16 protein-coding genes are annotated in these 17,243 nt (G+C 46.4%); 6 read left to right on the top strand and 10 right to left on the bottom strand.

What is annotated here, in order from left to right:
- Positions 1-162 precede the first annotated feature (162 nt).
- The 5 genes from ACYVGR_RS16865 (at position 163) to ACYVGR_RS16845 (ending at position 3,609) form a co-directional block, all read left to right on the top strand.
- A complete protein-coding gene (locus ACYVGR_RS16865; RefSeq protein WP_460958724.1) occupies positions 163-1,047 on the top strand; it encodes a hypothetical protein in 885 nt (294 codons plus the stop codon).
- 114 nt (positions 1,048-1,161) lie between these two features.
- Complete coding sequence (locus ACYVGR_RS16860) at positions 1,162-1,728, top strand: precorrin-2 dehydrogenase/sirohydrochlorin ferrochelatase family protein (RefSeq protein WP_460958722.1); 567 nt, start codon at positions 1,162-1,164, stop codon at positions 1,726-1,728.
- Between the two features lie 18 nt (positions 1,729-1,746).
- Positions 1,747-2,295: an NADPH-dependent FMN reductase gene (locus ACYVGR_RS16855; RefSeq protein WP_460958720.1), complete on the top strand. Its 549-nt coding sequence runs from the start codon at positions 1,747-1,749 to the stop codon at positions 2,293-2,295.
- Positions 2,296-2,535: 240 nt separating this feature from the next.
- Entirely contained in the window at positions 2,536-3,090 is a 555-nt protein-coding gene (locus tag ACYVGR_RS16850; protein ID WP_460958718.1) for an antitoxin Xre-like helix-turn-helix domain-containing protein, read from the top strand.
- 6 nt (positions 3,091-3,096) lie between these two features.
- The gene (locus tag ACYVGR_RS16845; protein ID WP_460958716.1) at positions 3,097-3,609 is read left to right on the top strand and encodes an RES family NAD+ phosphorylase; all 513 of its coding nucleotides are present in this window, start codon (positions 3,097-3,099) and stop codon (positions 3,607-3,609) included.
- A gap of 42 nt (positions 3,610-3,651) precedes the next feature.
- On the opposite strand, the gene ACYVGR_RS16840 is transcribed toward ACYVGR_RS16845, so the two are convergent.
- The 5 genes from ACYVGR_RS16840 to dtd form a co-directional block, all read right to left on the bottom strand.
- Positions 3,652-3,984 carry an MGMT family protein gene (locus ACYVGR_RS16840; RefSeq protein ID WP_460958714.1) on the bottom strand — a complete coding sequence of 111 codons (333 nt, stop codon included), beginning with the start codon at positions 3,982-3,984 and terminating at the stop codon, positions 3,652-3,654.
- Between the two features lie 18 nt (positions 3,985-4,002).
- The gene (locus ACYVGR_RS16835; protein ID WP_460958712.1) at positions 4,003-4,569 is read right to left on the bottom strand and encodes a DUF3109 family protein; all 567 of its coding nucleotides are present in this window, start codon (positions 4,567-4,569) and stop codon (positions 4,003-4,005) included.
- Positions 4,570-4,708: 139 nt separating this feature from the next.
- Positions 4,709-7,060 carry a LysM peptidoglycan-binding domain-containing protein gene (locus ACYVGR_RS16830; RefSeq protein WP_460958710.1) on the bottom strand — a complete coding sequence of 784 codons (2,352 nt, stop codon included), beginning with the start codon at positions 7,058-7,060 and terminating at the stop codon, positions 4,709-4,711.
- Positions 7,061-7,099: 39 nt separating this feature from the next.
- Entirely contained in the window at positions 7,100-7,741 is a 642-nt protein-coding gene (locus ACYVGR_RS16825; protein WP_460958708.1) for an O-methyltransferase, read from the bottom strand.
- A 96-nt stretch (positions 7,742-7,837) separates the two neighbouring features.
- Entirely contained in the window at positions 7,838-8,290 is a 453-nt protein-coding gene (gene dtd / locus ACYVGR_RS16820; RefSeq protein WP_460958706.1) for a D-aminoacyl-tRNA deacylase, read from the bottom strand.
- Positions 8,291-9,378: 1,088 nt separating this feature from the next.
- Between dtd and ACYVGR_RS16815 the strand changes: the two genes are divergently transcribed.
- Positions 9,379-10,767 carry a glycoside hydrolase family 88/105 protein gene (locus ACYVGR_RS16815; RefSeq protein WP_460958704.1) on the top strand — a complete coding sequence of 463 codons (1,389 nt, stop codon included), beginning with the start codon at positions 9,379-9,381 and terminating at the stop codon, positions 10,765-10,767.
- Between the two features lie 261 nt (positions 10,768-11,028).
- Here the strand turns inward: ACYVGR_RS16815 and ACYVGR_RS16810 are convergent, their stop codons facing one another.
- The 5 genes from ACYVGR_RS16810 to ACYVGR_RS16790 form a co-directional block, all read right to left on the bottom strand.
- Positions 11,029-11,466, bottom strand: coding sequence for a nuclear transport factor 2 family protein (locus tag ACYVGR_RS16810; RefSeq protein WP_460958702.1), 438 nt, complete (start codon positions 11,464-11,466; stop codon positions 11,029-11,031).
- Positions 11,467-11,620: 154 nt separating this feature from the next.
- The gene (locus ACYVGR_RS16805) at positions 11,621-14,038 is read right to left on the bottom strand and encodes a TonB-dependent receptor (protein WP_460958700.1); all 2,418 of its coding nucleotides are present in this window, start codon (positions 14,036-14,038) and stop codon (positions 11,621-11,623) included.
- A gap of 260 nt (positions 14,039-14,298) precedes the next feature.
- Positions 14,299-14,883: a LutC/YkgG family protein gene (locus tag ACYVGR_RS16800; protein WP_460958698.1), complete on the bottom strand. Its 585-nt coding sequence runs from the start codon at positions 14,881-14,883 to the stop codon at positions 14,299-14,301.
- Positions 14,880-16,256, bottom strand: a complete 1,377-nt coding sequence (locus tag ACYVGR_RS16795; RefSeq protein WP_460958696.1) for a lactate utilization protein B — start codon at positions 16,254-16,256, stop codon at positions 14,880-14,882. Before ACYVGR_RS16795 ends, ACYVGR_RS16800 begins: the two co-directional genes overlap by 4 nt.
- A gap of 91 nt (positions 16,257-16,347) precedes the next feature.
- A complete protein-coding gene (locus tag ACYVGR_RS16790) occupies positions 16,348-17,082 on the bottom strand; it encodes a (Fe-S)-binding protein (RefSeq protein WP_460958694.1) in 735 nt (244 codons plus the stop codon).
- Between the last annotated feature and the right edge of the window lie 161 nt (positions 17,083-17,243).

Below are 17,243 nucleotides of genomic sequence, written 5' to 3'. Positions count from 1 at the left end.
GGCGTTGTCGAAGGTAAAAGCGATCAATAATCTGTCAACCTATTTTAGGACGGGTCACAGGAACCAACTAAAATGGCTTACAGACATGATTACACAAACATTCCTCCATATAGGCGGTTTTAGAATTGAATCTTGGTATTCATTTACTCAACTCAACAGGTTATGAAAACGTTAACAAAAACAGCTTTACTTATCGCAGGGGTCTGTAGTACGAGTTTCGTATTGGGCCAGCAAAACTCCTACAACGACCGATACGATTATAACCGGAACGATAGTCGTGATCAACGGCGCTACGACCGGCGTGATGAACGCCAATTCAATAATGCCATTGATGAATGGCGCGAGTATAATCGTCGGAATGAAGAATATCCACGCTACGACAACCGCTACGAAGGCCGTATTGGCGACAATCGCCGGTTTGATGAACGTGATCTAAGTAAAGCCTACGATGAGGGCTTTGAGGATGGGCAACGTAGTCAGGAAGTATCTGAACGTCAGGAACATCGTGAGAATTACAAACACTTTACATTTGGTGTTTATGGCGGGGCCAACTCAACCCGTTTCGAAGGAGAAACCGTTGATGGTAAGAATTTGACAGGTCGACTGGGTTATCAATTGGGCTTCCTTGTACGGGCCGGTGGTCGAATCTATGGACAAATTGGGGCCGAATACCTGACCTCCAGTTCTCAGTTCTATAAGGCAGGTGATGGTCAGAGCGTTAGCGATATTACGTCCAACATCGATCAGCGTTATCTGCACATTCCAGCGTATATCGGGGTGAAGCTGGCGCAATCGGAACGGGGCGTGTCGGGTGTACGGCTGGCCCTGGGTGGTGAATATGCTACGCCACTAGGCACCGACAAAAACGACTTCAATCTTAATAATGCTGACTTTCAGGCAGCAACGATCAACGGTCTGGTTAACCTTGGTTTCGATGCAGGCCCAATCATGCTAGACTTTGTTTACCATTATGGGTTTGCCGATGTGTTGACCAGCGGCAACAGCAAACGTCGAATTCTGGGCGTAAACCTAGGGTTCAAGTTTTAAAAATAGTCATCAGGCAATAGTCGTCAGTCAATAGTATTTAGTCGTTTGTAAGTAGTAGATTTGGCAATAGTCAACCTACCGACGACTAAATACTATTGACTGACGACTATTTTCATGAATACCCTCTTTCCGATTTTTGTCAAAGCTGAGAACCTACACGTGCTCATCGTGGGCGGAGGTTATGTAGGTCTGGAAAAACTGAACGCTTTGCTAGGCAATTCGCCCGAGACTCGGGTCACGCTTGTAGCGCCTGACATCCGGGACGAGATTCGGGAAATGGCAAACCTGTTTCCCAAACTACAATTGATTCAGGAAGCTTATCACGAAATTTACTTATCTGACAAAGATTTAGTCATTGCCGGTACGAACGACAAAGCCGTTAACCGACAGGTACAATCCGATTGCAAACGCCACCGGATTTTGGTGAACGTAGCCGATACCCCTGATTTATGCGACTTTTACTTAAGTTCCGTGGTCAAGAAAGGCGACTTGAAAGTTGCCATCTCTACCAACGGCAAATCGCCCACATTCGCCAAACGATTCCGCGAAGTACTGGAAGATATTCTGCCTGATAGCTTACAGGAAACCTTGGATAATCTGACTGCTATCCGGAATCAACTCAAAGGTGATTTTGTGCAGAAAATGGAGAAACTAAACGAGATCACGAAAGTGTTACGCTAGGCACTAGTCTCAACACGCATGAACATTCTGGCCATCTCAGGTAGCCTGCGGGCAGCCTCCACGAATACATCGCTCCTGCGCGCTATTGCCAACCTAGCTCCCTCGAAGATAACAGTCAAGCTCTACGACGGGCTTGACGATCTTCCACATTTTAGTCCTGAACGAGATACCGATCAAGCACCCGAAGCGGTAAAAAGTCTGCGCAATCAACTTCGGGAAGCTGATGCCGTAATCGTCTGTACCCCCGAATACATTCATGGCATGCCGGGAGTTCTGAAAAATATGCTCGACTGGATTGCCTCATCGGGCGAGTTTGTGCATAAGCCCACAGGCATTATCAGCGCCGGTCCTTCCGATACGGGTGGTATGCGGGCCCACGCAGCGTTGTCGCACACACTAGACGTTCTTATGGCGATAACGCCCGAAAAAGCGTCGCTGATTGTTCCCTTTGTTCGACAACGATTAGGCGCTAACGATCAATTAATTGACCCTGTTCTGGCTCAGGAATTACAAGATGTACTATCGGCCTTAGCGGAGATAGTTGAGCAACAAAAACAGGCGGCTTAAAGCTTTTAACAAATAGATTCAGAACGTACCAAAAGCATACAAATGGCAAATTTGCCGTTTTAAAACTGTACATTTGCTACTTATTTATAATATAACGCGAATTATGGAGAATTTACGAATAGAATTATACTAGTTTTCTGTCATCCTGACGTCAGGATGACAGAAAATAACACCATAAATGACTAACAAACAGTTGATAGCTTTAGATTCTATCCATTATTCACGTTAAGATCGTAACGTATGCATCCTTCATTTTCAATTCGGCCCGACCTAGTACGCCCCGTTACCGACCTCATTCAGCAAGCCCGACACGGCGTATTACGTCGGCGCGTCGATGAAATAGCGAATGTAGTGGGGTTAACTGATAGAGAAATGTCCCGTATTCTAAACATGTCGGTTCGGGGGCTACATGGTAAGGCAAACTCCGAGTTACTAACCTCGGCAGCCAGTGAACGGTTGCTATTGCTCGAACGGTTGGTGCAACATGGTCTGTCGGTGTTTGACGGTCGAGTTGACCTACTGAGTCATTGGCTTCGCACGCCCTTGTTTGAGTTAGCTTATCGAGAAGAGGCTGATGAATCAGAAGACCTATCCAAGCCATTTTCTATAAGAAATGTAGGTAGTTTTCAAGAACCATCCCGGCAGCAAACTGACACCTTAAACACAACAGAAGCCGCCACAGATACACCCGCTGGATTAATACCTCAATCACCTTTAGCTGTACTGGACACGGTGTCGGGTTTCTCGCTGGCCGAAGATGTTCTTGGGCGAATTGAATGGGGTATTGCTGGCTAAGTACTTATGGAGGTTTATCGAATTAATAAAGAGCCTTACCACACAGACCCATTATCCACCATTGGCAGTTATCAGCACGGCGGTCGTTGGAATCCCAAAGGAGTAGGCATTCTATACACTAGCCGAACGCCTGAGCTTGCCCTACTGGAGACGTTGGTTCATCTGCCACCGGTTACACTATCCGAGTTACCCCAGCTTTGGTTGAGTACACTCCATCTACCCGATTTACCCAATGCCGAATCCACCCAGCAAGCTGGCAAATCAACCAAAGGCAATTCGACTATTTTTTGGATAACACCTAACAAACTTCCTGCTTACTGGAAATCAGGAACATTGGCTGAGACCCAAACAATCCTGACCGAATGGCTAATTGAGCCGTTTTGCCTGGCAGTTGCTGTACCATCAGTTATTATGCCTGAATCTTACAACCTATTGCTGCATCCACAGCATCCAGCTTTCGCCGAGATAGAAGTTATCAGCCAGAGGCCTATTCCACTAGATACCCGGTTAATCAAATGAGCTTTTCAATAAAGTTCAGTAGGTAGAAATCCTAAACCCCTCTTACAGAGCCAGTTCAACTGTAGGGTCCCAGAAAACTTTTTTGAACTCAACGACCTTATCGTTTTTAACCTGAACACCTTCTGCTTCCAGAAGGCGCTGCATAACATCAGGTTCACCGAAGAAGTGTTTGCCTGATAGGACGCCCACACTGTTGACGACCCGGTGTGCGGGTACATCAGGTCGATTATGACAGCCATTCATGGCCCACCCAACCATTCGAGCGCCCGCCCGAAGACTTAAATAGCGGGCAATCGTGCCATAATTCGTTACGCGACCTTTAGGGATCAGCCGCACTACCTCATATACCTCTTCAAAATAATCGCGTTGTTCCATGTGTAAACGGTATCGCGTTTATTCTTTCTCCTCAATTGCTTTCGACAAGCGATTATACCATTCTTCACCATAAGCCCGAATAAGCGCTTCGCGAACAAATTTGTAGATGGGGACATTTAATTGCTCACCAAAGCTACAAGCCGGACTACAAATTGGCCAACGGTCGTAATTAAGGGCGTGAAACGCTTCATACTTGGTAACCCGAATCGGGTACAAATGACAGGAAATCGGTTTTTTCCAGTCTATTTTACCATCATTATACGCTTCTTCAATGCCACATTTCAGAATTCCTTTATCATTCCAGGTTGCATAGACACACTCCCGGCCACCAACCGTATTCGTTACAAAGCCGTCAAAACCGTCGGATTCATAGCCCCCTCGCTCTTCAATAACTTTGATCCCTTCGGGCGAGAGATAGGGTTTGATATCTTCGTATATGCGATCCAGAATCAGGTGCTCATCGTCTTCTAAAGGTGCGCCCATGTCACCCTCAACACAACAGGCGCCTTTGCACTTATCTAAGTTGCAGACGAAGAATTTTTCAGCAACATCATCGCTGATGCAGGTATTATCAATTAGAATCATAGTTATCGTGATATGCATCTTCCCATCGGGACTTCCAACAGAAACCAGCCTATCATGTAGTAAAGATACGATGAAGCCCACAATACAAAAAGCCATCCCTATCAGGAATGGCTTTTTGTGTCATGCTTGTGAAAGTCAGTTAAGGCTTCACAATTTTGATTTTCTGGCCCAATTTAACCCCAACATCCGGCAGGTTATTCCAGGCCTGAATCTGCTCGATAGTTACCCCGTATATCTGCGAAATACGGAACATGGTTTCTCCTTTTGCCACGGTATGATAAGTTACCGATGATTCGGCAGGCGAAGCCGATTTAACGGTTGGCGAAGGTTGCACAAGCCGACCACCAGGAACAAGCTTAACGGCTAGTTGCTGACCTACCTCAAGCTTATCGTTAGCCGTCAGGTTATTGAGCGAGAGCAGTTCATCAACGGTCAGCCCATATAATTTTGAGATACTGTAATAAGTTTGGCCAGCCTCAACCGTATGTGTGTTTGCAGAACGATTTGCTACCGGAGCCGACGAGGTAACTGTCTTAGGCTCTGAGGTTGTTGTAGCAGGCACAACAGGGCGTGTTTCTACCTTGGTAGCCGGACGGGGAGGAGCTTTCGTTGGCGGTACCGCAGATGGTATGGTCAATGAACCATCGGCCTGCTGTTCACGCGGTCCTTCGTACTTGCCAGACTCTGGCCGACCCATATCGATATCAGCTGCGGGAGTCAATTTAGGCTTTTGGGCAGTTGCATACGTATCCGACGGTTTGGTTTTCGGTGTATTCATTGGGGTACTGGCCGTTTGGTCTCGCTCGGGCATCGTGGCTACTGGTACCGATTTAGTTGGCTGTGACGCATCGGGCGTACGAACAATTACGACGCGCTGCGAACCATCCGAACTACTCGGTGTCGAACTACTTGTGACCGGTACTGATCGGCTATTGGTGGGTTGTGTAGCAGGTCGGCTTACTTCTGGTCGAGGGGCTGTTGCAGGTTCCGATGTACCATCGTTTGGCGTTACGCCACCGCCTATCAGTTTAGGTTGGTATAATTTCCGTTCCGATGGATTTCGTGGCACAGCGTCGCCACCACTCACTGTTCGAGGAGCCCCGCCCGCTGTGGTGTTAGCTGCCACCTCCGCCCGGCTAGGCGTTGGAGTCTGATCGTAAACAGGAGGAGTTGGCGCGTTAATAATTTCGACAGGTTTATTACTTGGTCTACGTTCACGAAGCCACATAACCCGGCCTGTTGCCAGCTTCTGCACTCGATCCAGTCGGTTATAACGCATCAGCTTTTTAAGCCTGATACCATACCGTTGCGAGATACTACGAGCTGTTTCATCTTCACGAACCGTATGAAAAGGGACCAGCGCTTTTTTCCGTTTCTTCGCTAGATAATATACATCATTGACAATGATCGGATCACGATCGGTCATGTCGTTGTAGCGCAAAAAGCTCGATAGGCTAACTTTTGACTTCCGCGATAACGAGGCCGCATTATCGCCCGCCTGAGCCTGAATACCCGGCAAGCCGTTAATTTCATACAAAATCGGATCGTTTTTGCTACTTAAGCCCGTAGTAACCCGACGCAAAACGGGAAACCCCACATCGTTCTGAACAAAATCAGGCGTCTTTTTCGAGTCTACGTTTACAATTTTCTGCCGAACATCATTGATCTGATTGCTCGCCACCGGCACTGCCATCACATAAACTTTGTCGGTTGGCACCGCATCGCCCAATACCCAGCGGTTATATTTTCGTAGCTCAAACTCATCGACGTTTAATTCTTCGGCAATGTCCTTTATGGTTTTACCTCCTCCGCTGGGGTACTCAATCAGCGCAAACCGATTGCTGGTCTGGTGCGTTTGCAGGGCGTTTTCAATCGCAATTTTGTGGGCGAAGAAGCGCAGAATATACCGATCTGTACGGCCATCGAGCGCTACTTCACGCGCATACGACCAATCGGGTGGAATCAGTTTGGCAATGCCACCCGCACCGAGGTAGTAGGAATAAAGCGATGCAACCCAGTTGTTGAACTGAGCGTTACTCCGCTTCAAATATTTAGCGGCTCCATGTGTTGACCCCGTAATGCTCTTTCGTTCATCGACAACATCATCTACGCGCATACCATTATCCATAGCGGTTTCGCGCTTGAATTGCCAATACCCCACCGCTGTCGACGACGATACGGCATCGGGTGTAAGTGAGCTTTCCTGAACGGCGAGGTATTTAAAATCGGTAGGGACATCTTCGTCAATCAGAATCGCTTCGATCATAGGAAAGTACAAAACCACCCGGTCAAGTTTCGCGGTCCAGTATTGCCGATTCGACATCAGTGCGTTGACATCCTGCTGCACGATGCGCCGGGCATCGGGGTCTAATTGTACCGATATATCGGCAAACGTCAGTTGCTCCGGTACCGTTGGCACACTCGTTTGTGCCGACGCCATGAAGCCTGTAAGCAGGAAGAATAGGGCAAGGACCTGAATTCGTTTTTTCATAAATCGTACCGCTACAGCGGCTCATTTTCTCAATCGCACTTATCGTTTTCGCATCACCATAATCCCGTCTCGCACGGGTAAGAGTACATTTTCTACGCGCGAATCATCCTGTACTTTTTGATTAAACGCCAATACACTCATTGTATCAAGGTCCGATGGTTTTACTGGTTCAACAACCTTGCCACTCCACAAAACATTATCGGCCAGAATGAAGCCGCCGGGCCTCACTTTGTCGATAATCAGATCGAAATAGATCGAATTGTTGCGTTTGTCAGCGTCAATAAATACCAGATCAAACGTATCATTGAGTGTTGGCAGTATATCAACGGCCAATCCGATTCGAAAATCCAGCTTATCCTGTAAGGGAGATTGCCGCCAGTACGACCGGGCAAAATCTTCAAGTTCTTCATTATGATCGATGGTAATCAATAGTCCATCGTCCGTTAAACCTTCGGCTAAACAAAGGGCTGAGTAGCCCGTATAGGTCCCGATTTCAAGAATTCGACGGGGGCGAATCATCCACGAAATCATCGATAAAAAACGACCTTGCATGTGCCCCGACAACATGCGGGGCGCCATAATGTGAGCGCGGGTATTTCGATTGAGTTGGTACAACAACTCGCTTTCGGGAGCGGTGAACGCTTCGGCGTAGGCGCTTATGTTCGAGGGTAAAAAATCCATTCGGCTATTTACCTGTACACGCTGGTTTGGCAACAGGCAAGGGCTGGTTACAGTAAAAGTAACGTATCATTAGCATAAATCGGTAATCGAGCCAGGCTAAATCCGGTTTTTCGAGTCTATTATAATCGTAACTGGTCCATCGTTAAGCAGCGACACCTTCATATCTGCCCCAAATTCTCCGGTCTGAATAGGTTTACCTAAGTCGGCGGTTAATTGGGCAATCATGGCTTCGTAAAGCGGTATCGCAACTTCCGGACGAGCTGCTTCGATAAAACTGGGTCGGTTTCCTTTCTTGGTATTGGCATGCAATGTAAACTGGCTGATCAGTAATATATTGCCATTAACAGCCATTAAATCAAGGTTCATTTTCCCGTCATTATCACTAAAAATTCGCATACCAATTATTTTTCGACTAAGCCATTCTACATCTTCGCGAGAGTCGGTATGAGTTATACCCAATAAAATTAAAAAACCAGCATCAATTTGTCCTTTAACCTGATTATCAATAGAAACCGATGCGTTTGAAACACGTTGTATAACAGCAATCATATAAAATTTCAAAAAACTTGCGAGAGCAATTTACAAGAAAATAGCAGGATATAGCCTAGTTCTTTCTAGGGTGTGTGAGCATAAGTTAGTGAAAGCTTATAAAATTATTTAGTAATTGTAGAAAGTAATTAATTCATTAAAAACTCCTTATCTTGCGCCCTCAACCTAAAACCACACGATTTCCATTTTATTTTATTTAATCTGTTTATATGATTAAATAAATTATCAGGATGGGAATTAAACTTCTTGATGAGGTGAGTGTCATATGCCATATCACCTCTCTTTGACGGATTCAATAATGGATAAGAAATTACTGATAGTACTAGTTATAGTAGGAGCAATAACTGCGTTTATCGGCTTTTTTATTGTCTTGTTTGACTGGGTACAAGCTTATACCAACGGAGTTTATAGCACCAACTCTACTGAAGGTTTTTTAAAAACTGCCGCTTTGATTGTTTACGTTTATTTCGGCATTCGGTTTTTCAATCGGCACTTCAGCTCCTTACCCTAAGTACCTTTTACAAATTGTATTTCAGGAAACCTCTCTCTCCTTAATCGCTTTTTGGAGACAAACTTGTGCACTATTTTTCGGCCATTTTCTTACCATGAGCCAGAAAATAGAGTGCTCATGCATAAGTAGTTTACAGATCTTTTTTACAGTAGTTGCTTACTTTTCTCTTCGACAAGTTCCCGTATATAATCTGTTTTATGCAGGTATATAGCCGGTAAATTGTCGCTCATAAACATCGGGGAGACCACATCTATTTAATCAGATTTTTACTCGATAAAAGACTGACATACATCCAGTTTTGATAAGTTTCAGTACTTTATAAAATCTTGCGATGGCTTTGTGTAAAGGCCGTTATATCCATCGATAAGGGCGCTAAAATTGCCCCTAATCTCGTTTTCTTCTGCTAAACTTATCGGTCGATTTAACTCCTTGACATATTAACGAATAATAGGCTCACACAGGAGCGAGCATGATAGAAAACAAGCCAAGATTTGTAATATTTGGGGTATTCAGCTACTAAATATGTCTATTTATAGAGTGACACCGTTGCTCACCAACCAAATTTCAAACCTGTTTTATGTCTGTTTTCAGTCCAATTTTCTCTTTTACTAGCCGAAGTCTAGGGCTGTTACTGATTGGGGTAACTACTGGCACGTCTCTGTATGCCCAACCAAGTACTCCGAAAGCGAACGATTCGACCACTCCGCTGCACTTACTACAGCCTGATTATCCGGTTCCCTATGGGCAACCTAAAATTGACGAGGTAACAGGGGTATTACGCCGAATCCATACCTATCTGGATGCAAACACCCCGACCCAGCTCATTGATAAAGAGACGAAAAATGACATTCCTACGGGTGGGCCATTCAACCCAAATGCTATTTTCAAACCGGGCGACTTCCGGCTAATTAGCTATGAATGGGGTGTTACCTATGCTGCTATGTTACAAGCTAGCGAAGCTACCGGCGATCCTCGTTATGCCGATTATACGTATAAACGACTTCAGTTTATTACGGAACAGGTTCCTTATTTCCGCAATCAGGTAACGGCCGATCCTAAAGCAAATACCCCAATGCGATCGGTACTGGCCCCTCATGCGCTGGATGATGCCGGAGCTATGTGCGCAGCCATGATTAAAGCGAGTCGGACGGGAGGAGTTAAGGCCGACATGCGCCCCTTGATTGATAACTACATCAATTACATACAAACGAAAGAGTTCCGCCTGACCGATGGCACTTTGGCCCGCAATCGTCCGCAGCCCAATACCCTTTGGCTCGATGATTTGTTTATGAGCGTCCCGGCGCTGGCACAAATGGGCAAACTAACCGGCGACAAAAAGTATTACGACGAAGCCGTAAAGCAGGTTACGCAATTCGCCAAACGCATGTTCAATCCGCAAAAAGGTTTGTATATGCATGGTTGGGTAGAAGGCATGGCTGTGCATCCCGAGTTTCACTGGGGGCGTGCGAATGGATGGGGAATTTTGACTGCCGTGGAATTATTGGATGTTCTTCCCGAAAACCATCCCGGTCGGCCAGCCATTCTTGACTTATTAAAAGCACATGCCAAAGGGTTAGCAGCTCAACAATCAGGATCAGGATTTTGGCACCAGTTGCTCGACCGTAACGATTCGTATCTGGAAACCTCAGCGACAGCTATTTACGTGTACTGCTTTGCCCGAGCCATTAATCGGGGATGGCTCGATCCATTGGCCTATGCGCCGGCAACGTTACTGGGCTGGAATGCCGTAACGACCAAAGTTACACAGGCAGGGCAGGTTGAAGGCGTTTGCGTAGGTACTGGTATGGGATTCGATCCAGCTTTCTATTACCATCGGCCTATCAACCCTTACGCAGCGCATGGATACGGGCCTACACTATTAGCCGGTTCCGAGGTGATTAACATGATCAAAAAGCACACCTTTGAGATCAACGATAGTTCGCTGCAATTGACTCAGAAAAAATAAATAGCGATTTATAAGAACGGGTATCGTAGCGTAAATACAGCGCACAAAAAAGGTGACCAACAATTGGTCACCTTTTTTGTGCGCTGTATAAAAACACTTAATCTCACTGAACTATAGCTATTTGGAAATCAGGCAGGTGAGTTCAGGAGAGTTTATCAAATAAAACGTACTTCTTTTGTAGAATACGTTTTATCATAGGTTTGTTATCGGATAAGCCCATCAGATGTCTGATGGGCTTATTTAGTTTGCTAGCTAATTTACTTAGATTTTTACTGCCTGCCGAGCTAACAATTTCCAGGTTCCTTTCTGCTTAATCCATACCTGGAGCACGCTCAGTTTCGCCTGTCCTGGTTTACCACCATCAAGCGTTTCGCCCATCAATTTATGGCGCACAAGAGCCGTGTTATCGACTACTGTTACTGTTTGATCGGTAAGTTCGATACTTACGAAATCGGATGTACCACTTGTAAACGCTTCAACAAATGCAGTTTTAGCTTCGATTTTACCGTTCGAGTGCCCATAACTTAGGTCGTCGGCAGCAAGTGCTTCCAGTTTAGCTTTATCTGGCGAAATCATCTGTAAACGTAGCGCTTCAACCGCTTGTGCAACAGCAGCTTGGTCTTTACTCTGGGCAAAACTTTTTGTGGTAACAGTTAATAAACTAAAAAAAAGAAGAAGGGTAAATGCAACACTTTTCATTGAGATAATTTTTTGATTGTGATCTAATTTGGTGCAGTTGCCTTTGAAGCAACCATTCTTTCAAAACGCAAAATTCGAAAAAAATTACCCTTGTGTTAACGAAAAGTTCGTAAATCTCACCTAGTAGTTCTCCAAAACGCCGAACCGTTCCACTTTAAAACTCACCTTCACCAGATTCTTTCATTTTCTTTTTAGCCTGATGTAGCCGATAGTTGAACGTTAGATTGATCTGGCGCAATCGTCCCTGTGAATTACTTTCAGTATAAAAGTTAGCCCCCTCAGTAATCGAACGATAGCGACGCGAATTAAATACGTCCAGCACGTTAAGCACCAGTGTGCCGTTATTCTTGAGAATATCCTTGCTGACCGACAAGTCCAGCGTAACAATCGCCTGCCGTGTGCCTTGAGGTGTTTTCTGTGGCGCTTCGTAATTACCCCGCATCTGGAAATCCGTATTTCGCCAGATCGTAAATCGGGAAGTCATTCGGGTAAACCAACTGTAGGTATCGCTCTGATAGCTTGCGTCCAGATTGCCCCCATTCGTAATAGCCCTAAAAAAGTTGACACTTCCATCGAGTTTCCACCATTTATAGAGCGCATACGAACCCGCAAATTCGGCACCGTACGAGTGTTCCGTAGCGAGGTTTTCGGGGCGAGTTGTTGAAAACCCCTGGTCATTTACCCGACGAATCCGGATAATTTTTCCTGTGGTGTACCGATAATAAACCGACGAACTAATCGATCCTTTCTCCACATATTTGATATGCCCAACCTCAAAAGCATCGGTGAATTCGGGATTTAGATTGGGATTACCACTGAAGAAATTTCGGCTATCGCTAAACGTCATGAATGGACTCAAGTCGTTGTATTGTGGACGACGTACCCGGCGGCTGTAGCTAATTTGTAAGGCATGCTGATTCGGCAGGTCGTAGGTAGCATGTACGCTCGGAAACAGGTTTGCATAACTACGAGGGTTCACATCATTGGTTTGCTTCAACGTCGTTGTTACAGCGGTCCACTCGGCTCGTAAGCCAAGCTGATAAGAAAACTTCCGAACCTTATTTCCTACAATTCCATAGAGCGCGTTAATCTTTTCATCATACAAAAAATCATTGGTCAGGTTAGGAAGTTGAAACCAGCTGCCGTCGGCGTTTTGCTGAATAACGGTGTAATCGTTAGTCATATGCCGCGTGCTGCTACGAAGGCCACCCTCCAGCTTACCGTCTTTCTTAAAGGGCCGTACATAATCAACCTGCACCAAAAATTGTTTTTCGGTTTCGTCGTTAATGGCGCGCTGCAACGAACTGGGAACACTCGAAGGCGTACCGTCGGGCAGAACCGTTTGCTGGGCAAAATACTGATCCGACTTTTCCCAGTTGTCCAGATAGCGTATATCAGCGGTGAGTTCGTGGCCTTCTCGGGCAAAGGTCTTTTTATAGCTTACCACATATTCCGAATTAGGTTCAGTTTCGGTTTCGTCCTGCGTTCGATTGGTAATCGTTTGCAATGTGCTGGTATTCGGAATGTAATCCAGATACTGAATATCCGAAAAGCGCTTTCCTTTGCTTAGTCGCCAAGTGTAGGAAGCCGTCAGAATACTTTTGGGATTGAAGAAATAGTCGATACCAGCGCGGGCGTTGTTGTTTTGCCCTTTCAGTTTGTAGGTCGAATTTTGCCGATAAGCAAAGGTGGTATCATTGCTATAGACTTCCTGGTAAAGCGAACTCCGGCCGGGCGTATTTCGGTAAGAAGCCGTATAATTAATGAAGAAATTCAGGTTTTTCCGTCGGTAATTAACATTGGCCGCTGCCCCAAAATTGGCGGGGTTGCCCGTAATGATGTCGAATGAGCCGTTGAATCCCTCCTTCCGCTCTTTCTTTAGAACAATATTGATAATACCACCCATACCCTCCGCTTCGTAGCGGGCCGACGGGTTTGTAATGACTTCAATCCGCTCAACCATACTCCCCTGCAACTGCTGCAAACCAGCTCCCCCCTTAAGGCTCACGAGACCCGATGGCTTCCCATCAATCAGAATTCGGACGCTGTTGCTACCACGCAAACTGACATTTCCATCGCCATCAACGGCCACTGATGGGATGTTTTTTAGAATGTCCGACGCCGTACCACCCGCATTAGCCAAGTCCTTACCGACGTTGAAAATCCGTTTGTCGAGGGATAACTCCATCTGGCTTTTTTCGCCTTTTACAACTACTTCATCCAGTTTTTTAGAGCTGGCTTTAAGTACTGATGTGCCCAGCTGTATCGCCTTGTCCACCAAGTGAATGTCGGGAATAGTTTTATCCTGGTACGACAGGGCCGTTATTTTCAGAGAATAGTTTCCTGGTTTGGCTTGTAATTCAAACTTCCCGGCCTCGTCCGAAACAACACCAGTCACCAACACCGAACCCTGATACAAGGCGACCGAAGCAAAGGGCACGGGCTTAGTTTCTTCATCAACAAAAGCGCCCCGAAGCCAAACCGAATGTTCTGATTTATTCGATTGAGAAAAAGTTATCGTTGGGAAAAGAAAAAATAGAAGAAGGAAAAAACGTAGAGCAATTTGATGCATAGCGAAGCAGCCTGTTCTGATGAGTCCACCCGAATCAGTCAGAAATTGAAACTAAAAAGAGGATTAATTCATAAAGAAATCGACGCTGGTCATCTACCAGCGTCGATGTAATTTTTCTTTGTAGCCGGTGGCGCAAGACTAGTGCTTTGGCAAAATAGATTCTAGACGTTTCTATAGATTCTCGGGGCCGCCCGCGCGGTTGATCCTATTACACTGATAATCAGAAACTATAAAATCTAAATTAAACCCTTGTGCCATCATTACGGCAACATATAAACAATCAGCGAGCGGGCACCATGAGCGCCAATCACCAGGCTTTGCTCAATATCGGCCGTTTTAGAAGGGCCGCTGATAAACGTACCAAACCCTGTGGTATCAACCGTTATTTTCTTGTACGCATCGTGCATGTTCGCCACAATTGTTGACTGTCGGATGATGATGGCCAGATATTGCGTAATCATGGGAAGTACCCGGTGCGGCAGTTGCTGCTCATCGACCCAGATAGCGGCATTTTCAGCAACGGCAATTGGCCCTTCGATGATCGCCAAATTCAAGCTAGCCAAGTCGTGTGGGTCCGTAATATCCAGACTCACATCGGCCATATGCGCCAGCTCAGGGCAAGTCGTTGCGATGCTTGTGAAGTTGGGATAATACTCTTTCAGGTGAGCTTCAATGGCTTTATAATCAGGGACGACAACCGGCATACCACCAACAAATGTCAGTGAATCACTGAATTGTTTCGTAAGATCAGGATACGTAGTGGTAAACGTAAATTGCTCAGGCAGTGGTAGTATCGATGGTTGGTTAGCCTGAATGCTGGCCAGAATTTTTTCGCGAGTGGTCATGCCTTTTTATTGTTAATGTACCAGTCGCGGAAACTCTCTGCCGGTGGCTCGGGCATTTCGCGCTGATTATACCATGGATTGAACCGGTTTTCGACCGTAACAGGGGCAAATCGTAAGACGCCCCGGCCTACCTTACCGGCCATCCGATACAGTCGGGGTGACTCCAAAACAGTCGCCATTGCTTTCATCGACACGGTTTTGGCTGCTGGACCGTAGCCTTCCTGCATCAACACCTGACGCCATTTATAGAGTTGGTCGTGAATATCAATCTTAACTGGACACACATTCGAACACGACCCGCAGAGCGTAGAGGCAAACGGCAGATCGGCGTTTTGTTTCATATCCAGGTTCGGAGCCAGAATGGAGCCAATCGGCCCGGCAACAGCACTGTGGTAGCTGTGCCCACCCGACCGCCGATACACCGGACAGGTGTTCATACAGGCCGCACATCGAATGCACTTGAGCGAATTCCGAAAATCGGGGCGCCCTAACTGACGACTACGTCCATTATCAACAATCACAATGTGCATTTCCTGACCGGGTCTTGGTTTGTGGAAATGGCTCGAAAAGGTTGTAATCGGCTGTCCTGTTGCCGATCGGGCCAGCAAACGCAGAAATACTCCCAGATGCTCGGCTCGGGGAATGATTTTTTCAAAACCCATGGCTGCAATGTGCACATCGGCCAGGTGAGCGCCCATATCGGCGTTACCTTCATTGGTGCATACCACAAAACCACCCGTTTCAGCAATGGCAAAATTGACACCTGTAAGGGCAACTTTACGCGTCAGAAACGTATCCCGTAGGTGCTGACGAGCGGCTTCGGTAAGGTACTGTGGGTCGGTAGCTCCTTTTTCGGTACCCAAATGTTCATGAAAAGTATCCCCAACATCGGCCTTGGTGAGGTGAATGGCGGGCATAACAATATGCGAAGGTGGCTCCTTCCGCATTTGCACAATACGTTCACCTAAATCACTATCGATCACCTCAATACCATGCTTTGTCAGGTAATCATTGAGATGACACTCTTCGGTCAGCATCGACTTCGACTTGACCATTCGGGTGGCCCCCGCCTTTTGTATCAACCCATGAATGATCGCATTGTGCTCAGCACCATCGGCTGCCCAGTGCACCGTAATACCATTGCGTTTGGCATTTTCCTCAAACTGCATCAGTAAATCGTGCATGTTCGACAGCACGTGATGCTTTATCTGCGAAGCGGCCTCACGCAATTGTTCCCATTCGGGTATCTGAGCTACCGCACGGTCACGTTTCGTACGTACAAACCAAAGCGTTTCGTCGTGCCAGTTAACCCTTGGCTCGTTTTTATTGAACTCAATAGCGGCATGAGCGTGATCTAAAGTTGGCTGGTTCATGTTGTTTCAGGTTTCATGTTCCAGGTTTCATGTTTCAGGCAGGTTGTTAGCCGTGAACCTGGAACTTGAAACCTGAAACGGCTAACTTTTTTTATATCGTAGCCGTTAGGATTTCTGCGATGTGTTTGACCCGTACGTTAGAGTTGGCTCGCTTCAGGATGCCTTCGAGGTGCATCAGGCACGATACATCGACCCCCGTAATGTAATGAACCCCATGACGGAGATGGTCAGCCACCCGATCCTTACCCATTTTGGCCGATACGGCTTCTTCAGTCACGCAGAACGTTCCACCAAACCCACAGCATTCGTCACGCCGGTCGAGTTGAATTAACTCCAGATCTTTTACCAGATTGAGCAGCTGCACAGGCTTCGAATAAGGTGGGGCCACCAGTTCCGACATCTGCGCTAAATGTAATCCGCGCTGACCGTGGCAACTCTGGTGCAACCCAACTTTATAGGGAAACGTGGCCTCTAACGAGGAGACTTTCAGTATATCAGTCAGAAATTCAGTGAGTTCATAGATTCGTGAACGGATCTCGGTAGCTGACGCTTCGTTGGTTCCGTGCAGATGATGCTTGATATGCAGGGTGCAACTTCCTGAGGGCGAAACAATATAATCATAACCCGCAAAGTTGCTCACGAAATTGTCGTTACAACCGCCCGTCAGATGCTCGTAACCCGAGTTGGCCATTGGCTGACCGCAACAGGTTTGCTGTAATGGGTAGTCTACATCGCAACCTACTTTTTCCAGTAATTTCAGGGTAGCAATGGCTACTTGCGGGTAAAACTGGTCAATGTAACAGGGAATAAATAAGCCAACTTTCATAGACAATTTAGGCTAACTGCATGCCTTGCTGAGTGAGTTCATCGGAGCCTATACCACCAATCGGGACTTACGGATTGTTTCGCCCCGACGGAAGACAAGACTTCGTACAAAAGTAGAGCCTTTCTTAAACCTAACCTTTCCTGTACTCTCCTATAAACCGA

The sequence above is a fragment of the Spirosoma litoris genome, from assembly GCF_054776755.1.
This window is presented reverse-complemented; position numbering and strand designations above follow the sequence as displayed.